The sequence below is a fragment of the Sphingomonas arabinosi genome (assembly GCF_036663715.1).
Taxonomy (GTDB): domain Bacteria; phylum Pseudomonadota; class Alphaproteobacteria; order Sphingomonadales; family Sphingomonadaceae; genus Sphingomonas.
This window is the reverse complement of sequence record NZ_JAXOJN010000008.1, coordinates 134,171-146,016: the sequence shown is the minus strand read 5'-3', so window position 1 is coordinate 146,016 and position 11,846 is coordinate 134,171. Positions and strand designations below refer to the sequence as shown.

Annotated in this window: 11 protein-coding genes; 1 reads left to right on the top strand and 10 read right to left on the bottom strand. The window is 67.5% G+C overall.

Features of this window, described 5'->3' with window-relative positions:
• Window positions 1–168 precede the first annotated feature (168 nt).
• From accD to U1708_RS14420, 8 genes are all read right to left on the bottom strand, one after another.
• The gene (gene accD / locus U1708_RS14455) at window positions 169–1,020 is read right to left on the bottom strand and encodes an acetyl-CoA carboxylase, carboxyltransferase subunit beta (RefSeq protein ID WP_332746537.1); all 852 of its coding nucleotides are present in this window, start codon (window positions 1,018–1,020) and stop codon (window positions 169–171) included.
• Window positions 1,017–1,829, bottom strand: coding sequence for a tryptophan synthase subunit alpha (trpA, locus tag U1708_RS14450; RefSeq protein WP_332746536.1), 813 nt, complete (start codon window positions 1,827–1,829; stop codon window positions 1,017–1,019). The genes accD and trpA overlap by 4 nt, the downstream gene beginning before the upstream one ends.
• A gap of 160 nt (window positions 1,830–1,989) precedes the next feature.
• Window positions 1,990–3,231 (bottom strand): tryptophan synthase subunit beta, encoded by a 1,242-nt coding sequence (gene trpB / locus U1708_RS14445; protein ID WP_332746535.1) that lies wholly within the window; start codon window positions 3,229–3,231, stop codon window positions 1,990–1,992.
• 112 nt (window positions 3,232–3,343) lie between these two features.
• On the bottom strand, window positions 3,344–3,976 hold the full coding sequence (locus tag U1708_RS14440) for a phosphoribosylanthranilate isomerase (protein ID WP_332746534.1): 633 nt from the start codon (window positions 3,974–3,976) through the stop codon (window positions 3,344–3,346).
• A gap of 63 nt (window positions 3,977–4,039) precedes the next feature.
• Window positions 4,040–4,714, bottom strand: coding sequence for an orotidine-5'-phosphate decarboxylase (gene pyrF, locus U1708_RS14435; RefSeq protein ID WP_332746533.1), 675 nt, complete (start codon window positions 4,712–4,714; stop codon window positions 4,040–4,042).
• Window positions 4,711–5,067, bottom strand: a complete 357-nt coding sequence (locus U1708_RS14430; RefSeq protein WP_332746532.1) for a LapA family protein — start codon at window positions 5,065–5,067, stop codon at window positions 4,711–4,713. Before U1708_RS14430 ends, pyrF begins: the two co-directional genes overlap by 4 nt.
• 84 nt (window positions 5,068–5,151) lie before the next feature.
• Window positions 5,152–7,440 carry a patatin-like protein gene (locus U1708_RS14425; RefSeq protein ID WP_332746531.1) on the bottom strand — a complete coding sequence of 763 codons (2,289 nt, stop codon included), beginning with the start codon at window positions 7,438–7,440 and terminating at the stop codon, window positions 5,152–5,154.
• Between the two features lie 35 nt (window positions 7,441–7,475).
• A complete protein-coding gene (locus U1708_RS14420; RefSeq protein WP_332746530.1) occupies window positions 7,476–8,201 on the bottom strand; it encodes an endonuclease/exonuclease/phosphatase family protein in 726 nt (241 codons plus the stop codon).
• A 175-nt stretch (window positions 8,202–8,376) separates the two neighbouring features.
• Between U1708_RS14420 and U1708_RS14415 the strand changes: the two genes are divergently transcribed.
• Window positions 8,377–9,831, top strand: a complete 1,455-nt coding sequence (locus U1708_RS14415) for a L,D-transpeptidase family protein (protein WP_443030054.1) — start codon at window positions 8,377–8,379, stop codon at window positions 9,829–9,831.
• A 134-nt stretch (window positions 9,832–9,965) separates the two neighbouring features.
• Here U1708_RS14415 and U1708_RS14410 read toward each other — a convergent pair whose 3' ends face one another.
• A complete protein-coding gene (locus U1708_RS14410; RefSeq protein WP_332746528.1) occupies window positions 9,966–10,391 on the bottom strand; it encodes a DUF4112 domain-containing protein in 426 nt (141 codons plus the stop codon).
• 5 nt (window positions 10,392–10,396) lie between these two features.
• A complete protein-coding gene (locus U1708_RS14405; RefSeq protein WP_332746527.1) occupies window positions 10,397–11,818 on the bottom strand; it encodes an ABC transporter substrate-binding protein in 1,422 nt (473 codons plus the stop codon).
• Window positions 11,819–11,846 lie beyond the last annotated feature (28 nt).

Here is an 11,846-nt window from a genome sequence, read left to right as displayed (position 1 = left end):
CCCCCCGCCGCCCCCGGCCCCCCCCCCCCGCCGCGCGCCGCCCCCCCCCCCCCCCCCCCCCCCCCCCCCCCCCCCCCCCCCCCCCCCCCCCCCCCCCCCCGTTCCAGGCGGCGTCCTGCTTGGCAGCCCCTCACCCCGACCCTCTCCCCAAAGGGGAGAGGGAGTATGTTACGCCGCTTCGCGCGCGCTGAGATACCCGATCACCGTACCGAGTTGCTCGCGTAAATCCTTCCGGTGGACGACCATATCGATCAGCCCGTGCTCCAGATAATATTCGCTCGTCTGGAAATCCTCGGGCAGCTTCTCACGGATCGTGCTCTCGATCACGCGGCGGCCGGTGAACGCCAGCGTCGCCTTCGGCTCGGCGATCTGCACGTCGCCGAGCATCGCATAGGCTGCCATCACACCGCCCGACGTCGGATCGGTCAGCACGACGATGTACGGCAGCCCGGCATCGTGGAGCATCTGGATCGCCACCGTGCTGCGCGGCATCTGCATCAGGCTCAGAATGCCCTCCTGCATGCGCGCGCCGCCGCTCGCGGTGAAGATCACGTACGGCACGCGGTCCTCGATCGCCGCCTCTACGCCGCGAACGAAAGCTTCGCCGACCGCGAGGCCCATCGATCCGCCCATGAAACCGAAGTCCTGCACGCCGACGACGACGCGGTGGCCGGCGATCGCGCCGCGCGCGTTGATCAGCGCGTCCTGCTCGCTATTGTCGGTCCTCGCCGCCTTAAGGCGATCGGTGTACCGCTTCTGGTCGCGAAACTTGAGCGGATCCTCGGGAACTTTCGGCGCGGGAAGCTCGCTGCAGCTGCCTTCGTCGAACAGTTGCGCAAAACGGATCTTCGGCCCGATGCGGTCGTGGTGATCGCATTTCGGGCAGACATACAGATTGTCCTCGAGTTCCTTGGTGAAGACCATCTGCCCGCAGCCCTTGCACTTGTGCCAGAGGTTTTCGGGCGTCTCGCGCTTCGCGACGAAGGGCAGGACGTTGCGGACGCTGTTGAGCCAGCTCATGCAGGAACCTTTCTTGCGGACGCGACGGCGTCGGCGAGAGACTTGATATAGGCGCGGACCGGCTCGGCCGCAGCGGCGCCGTGTTGCGCGACCAGTTCGACGATCGCCGAGCCGACGACGACACCGTCGGCGACGCGCGCGACGTTGGCGGCCTGCTCGGGCGTGCGAATGCCGAAGCCGACTGCGATCGGGATGTCGGTCTGTGCCTTGAGGCGTGCGACGGCCTCCTCGATCGACGATTGCTGCGCCTGCTGGAGCCCGGTGATGCCCGCAACGGACACGTAGTACAGGAACCCGCTCGCCCCATCGAGGACGGTCGGCAACCGCGCGGCGTCGGTCGTGGGCGTGGCGAGGCGGATCAGGTCGATCCCCGCTGCACGCAACTGCGGTCCGAGCGCATCGTCCTCCTCTGGCGGCACGTCGACGCAGATCACGCCATCGACGCCGGCGGCGGCGGCGGCCTGCGCGAACCAGTCCGCACCGCGCCGAAGCATCGGGTTGCCGTAGCCCATCAGGACCAGCGGCACGTCCGGATGGCGCGTCCGGAACGCAGTGGCGGCGGCCAGGATGTCCGCGGTGCGCGTACCCTGCGCAAGGCTGCGGATATTGGCCGCCTGGATCGCAGGGCCATCCGCCATCGGATCGGTGAACGGCATGCCCAACTCGATCGCATCCGCGCCCCCGGCGACAAGCGCGTCGAGGATCGGCCCGGTGGCCTCGGTAGTAGGATCACCGGCAGTAACGAACGCGACAAGCGCAGCGCGCCCAGCGGCCGCGGTGCGCGCAAAGGTAGCGGCAAGACGGCTCACTTGCCCCCCTCCCGCAAGCGGGAGGGGCTGGGGGTGGGCACCCGGCCTCCGCAAACGCTGCGGCTGGCGATAGCAAGACCCAAACCTGCGTTGCGAACGGCGTGAGCGCGAGCCCACCCCCGGCCCCTCCCGCGCGCGAGAGGGGGGAAGGACGCGGCAATCATATCGCCACCCCAAGCGCTTCCGCCACGGTGAAGATATCCTTGTCACCACGCCCACACAGGTTCGCCAGGATAATCTGGTCCTGCCGCATCTCGCGCGCCCTCTTCGTCACGGTCGCGATGGCATGCGATGGCTCCAGCGCAGGGATGATGCCCTCGGTCCGGCACAACAGCTGGAACGCATCGAGCGCCTCCTGATCGGTCGCGCTGTCATACTCCACCCGGCCGATATCGCGCAGCCAGGCGTGCTCAGGGCCGATTCCGGGGTAATCGAGCCCGGCCGAGATCGAATGCGCCTCGGTGATCTGGCCGTCCTCGTCCTGCAACAGATACGTCTTGTTGCCGTGGAGTACGCCGGGGAAACCGCCCGCAAGGCTCGCCGCGTGCTGCTTGTCGAGCCCATGGCCCGCCGCCTCGACGCCGAGCATCTGCACGTCGGCATCGTCGAGGAACGGATGGAACAGCCCGATAGCGTTAGACCCACCGCCGATCGCCGCAACCAGCATATCCGGCAGGCGACCGACGCGCTCCAGCATCTGCGCGCGTGCCTCGGTGCCGATCACGCTCTGGAAATCGCGGACCATTTCCGGATACGGGTGCGGGCCGGCGGCGGTGCCGATGATGTAGAAAGTGTCGTGGACGTTGGCGACCCAGTCGCGCATCCCCTCGTTCATCGCGTCCTTCAGCGTGTGCGCACCGCTGGTCACCGGGCGGACTTCGGCACCGAGCAGCTTCATGCGGAACACGTTGGGCGCCTGACGCTCGACGTCCTTCGCGCCCATGTAGATCACGCAAGGGAGCCCAAAGCGCGCGCAGACCGTGGCGGTGGCGACGCCGTGCTGACCCGCGCCGGTCTCGGCGATGATCCGCGTCTTGCCCATGCGCATCGCGAGCAGGATCTGGCCGATGCAGTTGTTGATCTTGTGTGCGCCGGTATGATTCAGCTCGTCGCGCTTGAACCAGACCTGCGCGCCCATGCCTTCGGGAGCTGACTCGCGCAGCGCCTCGGTCAGCCGTTCGGCGTAGTAGAGCGGGCTCGGACGGCCGACATAATGTTCGAGCAAATCGTCGAACTGCGCTTTGAACGCGGGGTCGGCCTTGGCGGCGCGATAGGCCTCGTCGAGTTCGAGGACGAGCGGCATCAGCGTCTCGGCGACATAGCGGCCACCGAAGTCGCCGAAATGGCCGCGCTCGTCGGGCTGCGCGCGGTAGGAGTTGGGGGCGAGGGTTGGAGCGTTCATGCGGAGCGCTTTAGCACCTCGGCACGGTGCGCCAAGCCCCTGTATCCTCGCGAAGTGTGTCCCCGCGAAGGCGGGGGCCCAGTCTGGGCACCCGCCTTTACGGGTGAACAACTCAGGAGGCGGTGGCCCTAAGGAACGCGGCGATCTTCGTTTCGTCCTTCGTGCCGGGCTCGTTTTCCACGCCGGAGGACACGTCGACTAACTCCGCCCCAGTCCGCCGGATCGCCTCAGCAACGTTCGCAGGATCGAGCCCCCCCGACAGCGCCCAGGGCAGCGGATGCCTGAACCCGTCGAGCAGATCCCAGTCAAACCGCAATCCCATTCCGCCCGGCAACACAGCCGAGTCCGGCGTCTTCGCGTCATAGAGTATCCGGTCGGCCACTCCGACAAACCCGTGCGCCCCATCGAGATCGCCTCGCGTGCGAACCGCCACCGCGACCCAGGTCTCGATCCCGAACTTCGCGCGGATCGCGGCAGCGCGTGGCGGTGTCACCTTGTGAAGTTGCAGCACATCGAGCGCGGCCGACCCGACCGCCTGTTCGAGCATGTCGTCCTCGGGATCGACGAACACGCCGACCTTCGCAACGTGCCCAGGCACCCGCGCCGCAAGCTCCGCGGCCTTCGCGAACGTCACATGGCGCAGCGAGGCGGGAAAGAACACGAACCCGACATGGCTCGCCCCATGCCCAATCGCGGCGTCGAGCGTGACGGGGGTGGAGAGCCCACAGATCTTGGCGGTAGTCATGCGGGTTCCTTCGGCAGCAACACGTCCCGTCATCCTGACGAAAGTCAGGATGACGGAGCGGTCCTACAGCGTCGCGCCGATCGCCCTGGCGGCCGTGTCGGGGTCTTCGGCTTGCGTGATCGGGCGACCGACCACCAAAATCGAGGCGCCGGCGTCCATCGCCTGGCGCGGCGTGACGACGCGCTTCTGGTCGCCGATCTGGCCGTCGGGAAGGCGCACGCCGGGAACGACGAAGAAGCCCTTCGGCCAGATCGCCTTCGCTGCAGCGACCTCGGCGCCCGAGCAGACGATACCGTCGACTCCCGCCTCGCGCGCCAGCTCGGTCAGTCGCGAAACCTGATCGTGCGCGCTGCCGACGACGCCGGTCGCCGCGAGATCCGCCGCATCGAGGCTGGTCAGCATCGTCACCGCGATCACCTTCGTACCGAGCGGGGCAGCAGCCTTGGCATCCTCGAGCATCGCCCGGCCGCCGCTCGCATGCACCGTCAGGATCGCCGGTTTCAGCGCCCCCAGCGCCTGCACCGCCTTGGCGACCGTGTTCGGGATATCGTGCAGCTTCAGGTCGAGGAAGATCGGCAAACCGAGTTCCGCCATCGCATGCACGCCGGACTGGCCGTGCGCCGAGAAGAATTCGAGCCCCAGCTTGATCCCGCCGACATGATGGCGGACGCGCGTCGCCATCGCCTTGGCGCGGGCCAGATCGGGCGTGTCGAGCGCGACGTAGATCCGGTTGCTCATCGCCCGATCCCCGGCGTGACGGAAGGCTGCACGATCGGCGGCGTTGTCGTGGACGGAGACACCGACAGGTCGACAGGCGTCGCCACCACCGGCTCGGGCCGCGGCGTCCGCAGTTCCGTCAACTCGCGCTCGCAAGTCGAAAGGCGCTGACGCAGTCGCCACCGGATCGCATGATTGTACAACATCGTCGGCACGAACCCGATCAGGAACGTCACGAACAGCAACAGCGGCAGGTTCACGTCCGCGATCAGCCCGCCCCAGAGCTGTATCTGGACGGCGTTCCAGTTGCTGATGGTGAACACCGCGGCGATGAACGCCAGCAGGCACCAGAACAGGATTTTCAGGAACTGCATGCGGCGACCCTTTATCATTCCCCAATCGCGCCGAAACGCCGTTGGCAACGCAGAGCTACCGCCACATCCGGCGTTTGGCCAGCTTTAGCCGATTTCCGTCCGCAGCTGCGCGATCAGCGGCAGGATCGCGGTGAGCCTCGGCTCCTCCTCGTCGAGGATCGCGAGAAACGCCGCGCGCTTGATCGCCGCGACCCGCCCGGGCTTCATCCGTACCGTCTGCGGCAACGTCGAAACGGTAATGTCGATCATCCGCTCCGACCCGTGCAGCCGCCCCCAGAGATAGTCGTTCTCGCGGTAGGCACGGCTGAAGAACGCGCCGAACGTCCCGAACTGAATCCCTTTCAATGTCGCCTCCGCACCCCCGGAGCGGATCGAGGTCGCATCGTCGGGCGCGATCCGGTCGACCTTGATCGGATCGAACTCGTCGAGCCCTTCACCCTGCAACAGCGGCAAGGTCGCGGTATCGAAATACGGAAAGCCGAGATACGCCAGCAACAGCGTGCGCCGCGTCGGCTTGGCGAGCGCGGCGAACGCCTCCGCCAGCCGCTGGTCGGTCTCCGCATCGAGGTGTTCGAGGTCGAACGTCCGCCCGAGCGTCTCCAGCACCGCGCTTGCGTCGCCACGCATCGTCCGCACCGCGTCGTGCAGCCCCGCATGCATCTCGGCGCGCAGTCGATCCAGATACGGCGACAGCGACTCGTAGATCGCGTCGCGCATCGGCCCCAGCTCTGGCTCGTCCGCGGCGGTCTCCACTTCGGACAAGCGCCGCGCCATCAGCCGCAATCTGCGAATGCGAAAGCCGATGTCGAAGGTCCGCAGGAACGCGATCGATGCCGCACTGGCCCCGCCCGCATGCCCCGACCCAAGCTGGTCCGCGCCCGACGCGGCGACATGCGCGACGATCGCCGCACGGATCTGCGCCAGCCGCCGGGGCCGGTGGTGCTCCCCCGCATCGAACAACAGCAACGCCAGCGTCTCGATCACCGCGCTGCGTTTCAGATGGCCGTACGCGACGAACCCATAGCCCGAGCTCGCCGCCGCCGCCTTCTGCGCGCGCCGCCGCCACGCGATCAGCCGCGGCGCGGTGGGCCGGTCGAGGAACAGCGTGTGGCCGAACAACGACTCGACGTCGGCCTCCACCTCGGGACGGATCGCGGTGAGGATACCGCGCATCCGGTCGATCCGCGCCGAACGCTCGGCGATCGCCTCCAGATTGTCGCGGATCGGTTGCTGGCGCGGAATGTCACTGATCGCACCGATGATCGTCTGGAAGAACCCGGGCGTCCCGCCACCGCGATTGAGCCGCAGCTTGATGTCGGGCGAGGGGTCTATGTAGATGAACCGCCGGTCGATCTGGCGCCGCGCAGGCCGCTCCTTGAGCGCATCGAGCGCGGGCCGGAACGGCGCGTTGGCCAGCACCGATCCGTCGATCAGCACCGCGCTTTCCGCTGCGTTGGCCGCCGTATGCCGCGGCAGCACGCGCGCGAGGAACGCGGGACGCTCCGGCCAGTCGATCGCGCGATCCTTCAGCACGCCGTCCAGTTCGGCGACCGTGAACGGCGGGAACGCTCCCGGAAAGCTCGACGTCGCGCGCGCCGCGAACGCCAGTTCCGCGGGCGGCGCGAGCGTATCGCACGCACCGCCATTGTCGGTGAAGTCGACCACCAGGCGATGCTCGGTCTCGACCACTTCCGCCGGCGAATTGAGCTGCAACCGCTCGGGGTGCCCCGAAAAGTCGGTAACCGTCACGAACAGGTCGAGCGGCTGGCTCGGCGGCAACAGGCGCGGCCCGCGCTCGCTCGCCGCCATCGCATCGAACGCATCGAGCAGCAGGTTGGTGAACGTCTTCCCCCCGAACGGCGGCTCGAACCAGCGCGAGCGAATGAAATGCGACAGCTTGGTCCGCACCTCCTCGCGCGTGGGATCGTCGAGCGCATCGACCTTGTCGGTGCTGCGACCCGCCGCCATCCATGCGAGCGGCATCGCCCAAGCCTTGGAGAACCGCGATTTCGGTGCCGCCTCGGTATCGATCAGCGCCTCGACGTCCGCCGACGTCATCCAGAGGTCGGTCAGCGGGTCGAGGCTCTGCCCGGTCGCGATCGCCTGCGCGAGGAAGATACCGTTGATCCCGCCGGCGCTCGCGCCTGCGATGATGTCGGCGAGGACGCGGACGCGGATCGCGCCGTGATCTTCGATCTCCTGGAGCAGCGCGTGATACACGCCTTCGCTGCCGCACTTCGGGGTATCGCCGTCATGGAAGGCGCGGCTGGCGCAGACGAGCCGCCATATCTCCTTGGTGATCCCGTGCATGTAGACCGCAAGGCTGATCCCGCCATAGCAGACGAGCGCCAGTCGCAGTTCCTTCTCGCGCATTCTACATCCTCAATGCCGACGGGATCGCTCGGGGCCTATTCGGTGGCCCCGGTTCGGTTCGTCGGTGTCTTCGTTTCGACAATAGCCCAGATCGGCAGGTGATCCGAGGCTTTCCGCGCCGCCGGGCTCGCGTGTACGCCGCACTCGACCACGTTCAAGTCCGACGACACCATGATCCGGTCGAGCCGAGCCACCGCGCGCCGCGAATGGAAACTCGCTCCCGTTTCCGCGAATGCATAGTCGCGGCCGAAATCGCGCAGGCACCCCGCACCCGCGCTCCATTCGTTCAGATCGCCCATCATCACCGTCGGATGCGCCTGCGCGCACGCATCGACATGGTTCATGATCGCGGCAGCCTGCTTGCGCCGCCATAGCCCCGACAGATCGAGATGCATGCCGAGGACGCGCAACGTGCCACTCTCGAACTGGACGTCCGCCATTACCGCGCCACGCGGTTCGAGCGAGGGGAGGTGAAGCGGTTCGCTATCGACCACCCGCGCGGACTTGCGGACGAGGATGACGTTGCCATGCCATCCCATGCTGAGCGCGCGCAGCCCAAAATCGACGGGCTTCCAGTCGCTATGCTCCTCCAGCAAGTGATGCGGCAGCACGCACGCCTTGGCCCCGAACCGCCGATCCGCCTCCTGCAGCGCGATCACGTCGGCATCGATCTCGCGCAGGACCTCGACCACGCGTTCGGGGTTACGCCGACGGTCGAGCCCGATGCCCTTGTGGATATTGTAGCTGGCGACCTTGATCATGCGTTGGCCCTATAACGCGACCGGCGCGATCCGGGTTGCAGAATGACGGCGCGCGAGATGTAAAAGGCGCGGGCAAAAGGCACGGGCGGTCCATCGACCGGAAGAATTGCGTCGCCAGGGCGCAGTCGTGGAGCGGAGACGCGCGCCCGACGTTGTATGTCGAAATGATGGGGGAATGCTGGTGCGTCTTGGTTTGATCGGTGCATCGCTGCTGGCGATGACGTGTGCACTTTCGGCTTGCGAGATTAACACGACCACGGCGGGGACGAACCAGCAACAGGCCGCGGCCCCGGCAGGCACGCCCACGGGATGGACCACCACGACCGCCGGGCAGTTGCGCAAGGCGATCGCGGCGCGCGGCGCCCACGGCCTCGACCGGATGAGCTTCGATGCGAGCGCGCAACCCGGTGCCGGCGACGATGCCTTGACGAAGGCTGCACTGACGTACGCCAAGGCATTGTCGCAGGGCGCGACCGATCCGACCAAGTTGTTCGACGTCTATACGGTGCCGCGCCCGCAGGTCGATCTTGGCCGTGGTCTCGCCGCGGCGCTTCAGGCCGGCGATGTCGGCAAATGGCTCGCCGGACTCGCACCGCAGGACGAGAATTACGCGCGCTTGTCCAAGGCCTATCTCGCGACGCCGAAGTGGGAGCAGACGCCGGCATCCGCGATCCCCGACACCGGCAAGCCGATCAAGCCGGGCGAATCCGATCCCCGGGTTGCCGCGATCGCGCATCAGCTGGTGGCGTTCGATTATCTCGACAAGGCGGCGGCGCAGGGCGATCGCCTGACCCCGGCGATGATCCTCGCGATCAAGAAGATGCAGGCCGATTACGGCATCAAGCCCGACGGCATGATCGGCAGCGCGGCGCTCGGCATCCTCAATTTGTCCGATGCGGATCGGGCACGCGCGATCGCGGTCAACATGGAGCGGCTCCGCTGGCTCGATCGCAATGCGCCGACAACGCGGATCGACGTCAACCTCGCCGCGGCGCGGCTGAGCTATTGGCGCGACGGCAAGCTGGTCGACAGCCGCAAGGTCGTGGTCGGCGAACCCGAAAAGGAAACCCCGCAGCTCGGGTCGCCGATCTTCCGCCTCGTCGCCAATCCGACCTGGACGGTGCCGCGCTCGGTCGAGAAGAAGGAGATGGCAGGGAAGGGCGCCGGATACCTGCGCGCCAACAACCTGGCGTGGAAGAATGGCTGGCTGGTCCAGCAGTCGGGGCCGAAGAATTCGCTCGGCCTCGTCAAGTTCGACATGTCCAACGACCACGCGATCTACCTGCACGACACCCCCGCCAAGCAATTGTTCGCCGAAATCCAGCGCCAGCGCAGCCATGGCTGCGTCCGCGTCGAGGATGCGCTCGGGTTCGCCGAGATGCTGGCGAAGGACGGGGGCGTGACCGACCAGTGGCACGCCGCCCGCGCGACCGGCAAGGAGACGTTCGTCAAGCTGCCGAAGGAGATACCGGTGCGGTTGTTGTACCAGACCGTGCTGTTCGACGACGCCGGCGAACCCGTCATCCGCGCCGACCCTTACGGCTGGAACGACCGCGTCGCCGTTGCGCTGGGGCTCGGAACGAGCGCAAGCTACAAGCCGGCGGCACGCGATGCCGACGTTGGGCCCTAACCGCCTGACCTAATCTATGCCTTTGATAGTCATCCCCGCGCAGGCGGGGATCCATATTGGCTGCCATTCGAGATTATTCACGCAGTCAGCCAGTATGGGTTCCCGCCTCCGGGGGAATGACGGTGCGTGGTGAGCTACCCGTCGAGCGTCGTGGTCGATGGGTGATGCTTGTCCAGATGCCGCTTGATGATCCGCAGGTTGCGCGTGTTCGAACGGAAGAAGAAGTCCGGGATCGCGCCGACGAACGGGATCATCCCGAACGCCCAGTCGATCCCGACATTGCCGAACATCCGCGCCATCTGGATCTTCGACATACCGATGTTGCGCGCTTCCCATGCCATCCACGCGCCGACCGCCGCCGCGATCGTGCTGCCTGCGAACGGGATGAGGTCGAGCACGACGTCCATCCCGACCTTGCGGTTAGTGCCGGGGATGACGAACAACCCCTCCATCACGCGCTCCATCGCCTCGACGCGGCGGCGCACCGACAGCGCGTCCTTGCCGAGCGGTAGCGACTGGAAGATCTCGCCGGGGGCGATGCGGGTGGTGCGCGGGTTCATCGACCCTAGTTGGTATCGGCGCGCAACCGGTTCAACGGGTGCCACGCACGTACGTTCGCCTGCCATTGGCGCAGCCGCGGCGACACCAGCGACCACCGCAACGGGCGAGCCAGCGGGATGAACGCGACATCCTCGTTCAGCGCGGCATCCGCCGCCGCGATCCGTGCCCCGCGCTCCGCCAGCGACGGCGCTTCGCGTGCAGCCTCCAGCGCGGCCTGCGCCGCCTCGCCGCAGACCACGCACGCAGTCGCCAGATACCAGCGCGCACTGTCATAGGGCGCTACCGCATCGACCAGCTTTAGGTCCGCGGCCTCGCTCATGCCGACACGCGTCGGCGTGATCCCGACCGCGATCAACGACGCGGCGACCTGCGCATACAGAAGCGTGGCGCCGGGACCGGCCGGCATCGCGATCCGCAGCGCGACCGGTCCACCGGTCCAGGCCGCGACCCTTTGCCGGGCGGAGGTGCGGCGTTCGTCCTGCGTGAGTAGCGTCCAGGCCGGAACCTGCGGTAATGCCGCGGAATCGAGGATATCGGGCAGGATGCGGTCGGCGGGATCCCAGGCGGGGGCGATCGCCGCGGTCAGCGCCGTCCGATCGATCGACTCGGCCACCGCCGCGCGGTTGATCGGATCCGCCAGGAACCCATCGCGGCGGACGATCGCGAGACCGAACAGCCCGACCGCGGGATCCACGCGGACGTTGGCCGCGGCGATGTCGGTCGTCGCCAGCAGCGGCCAGTCGACGAAACTGCCGCCGCTGACGAGATCCGAGTCGCGATTGGCGAACCGTGCGATCGCGCGCGCGGCGCGTTCGCCGATCAGACGGACGTCTTCCTCGGGCTTGGCCTCGCGCTGGTCGTCGGGGTCCGCCTGGTTCGGATCGAAGGCAGGACGCAACAGCGGCGCGCGGCCACGACGCAACACGCGGAACGGACCGCTCCCGCCCGACGGGCGCAGGCGGAGCAACGCAAGCTCGGGTTGTGCGAACAGCTTCAGCAAATCGGGGCGCGGCCGCGACAGTCGAACCTCGATCACCTGCGGCGTCATCACGACGATCTCGTCGATCGCGGTCAGGAACGGCGCGAGCGGATTACGCGAGTCCGGCCCGATCTGGCGCTCCAGCATCGTCACCACCTGCTCCGCGGTCACCGGCGTACCATCGCCCCAGTCGCCCTCGCGCAGGCGGAAGATGTAGCTCATCCCGCCATCGATCACGATCCAGCGCTCGGCAAGTCCAGGTTCGATCTGCCCGGCGGCATCGAACCGCACCAGCCCTTGCGCGGTGGAATCCATCATCAGTCGGGAAGGGGTATCGAGCGGGACCCGGCTCGCATCGGCGACGCGGGGCGGCGCGCCGATCGCACTGGCGACGACCACGCCGGTATCGGGCCGGCGATCGCACCCGCTCAGCGCGGCGACTGACATCGTGATGCCGCCAGCCAGCAGGACAGCT

What these genes read in the sequence shown, in the direction of transcription:
- accD (WP_332746537.1), bottom strand. Translation starts at nt 1,020, where the DNA reads ATGAGCTGGCTCAACAGCGTCCGCAACGTCCTGCCCTTCGTCGCGAAG.
- trpB (WP_332746535.1), bottom strand. Translation starts at nt 3,231, where the DNA reads ATGAACGCTCCAACCCTCGCCCCCAACTCCTACCGCGCGCAGCCCGAC.
- U1708_RS14440 (WP_332746534.1), bottom strand. Translation starts at nt 3,976, where the DNA reads ATGACTACCGCCAAGATCTGTGGGCTCTCCACCCCCGTCACGCTCGAC.
- pyrF (WP_332746533.1), bottom strand. Translation starts at nt 4,714, where the DNA reads ATGAGCAACCGGATCTACGTCGCGCTCGACACGCCCGATCTGGCCCGC.
- U1708_RS14430 (WP_332746532.1), bottom strand. Translation starts at nt 5,067, where the DNA reads ATGCAGTTCCTGAAAATCCTGTTCTGGTGCCTGCTGGCGTTCATCGCC.
- U1708_RS14425 (WP_332746531.1), bottom strand. Translation starts at nt 7,440, where the DNA reads ATGCGCGAGAAGGAACTGCGACTGGCGCTCGTCTGCTATGGCGGGATC.
- U1708_RS14420 (WP_332746530.1), bottom strand. Translation starts at nt 8,201, where the DNA reads ATGATCAAGGTCGCCAGCTACAATATCCACAAGGGCATCGGGCTCGAC.
- U1708_RS14415 (WP_443030054.1), top strand. Translation starts at nt 8,377, where the DNA reads ATGCTGGTGCGTCTTGGTTTGATCGGTGCATCGCTGCTGGCGATGACG.
- U1708_RS14410 (WP_332746528.1), bottom strand. Translation starts at nt 10,391, where the DNA reads ATGAACCCGCGCACCACCCGCATCGCCCCCGGCGAGATCTTCCAGTCG.
- U1708_RS14405 (WP_332746527.1), bottom strand. Translation starts at nt 11,818, where the DNA reads ATGTCAGTCGCCGCGCTGAGCGGGTGCGATCGCCGGCCCGATACCGGC.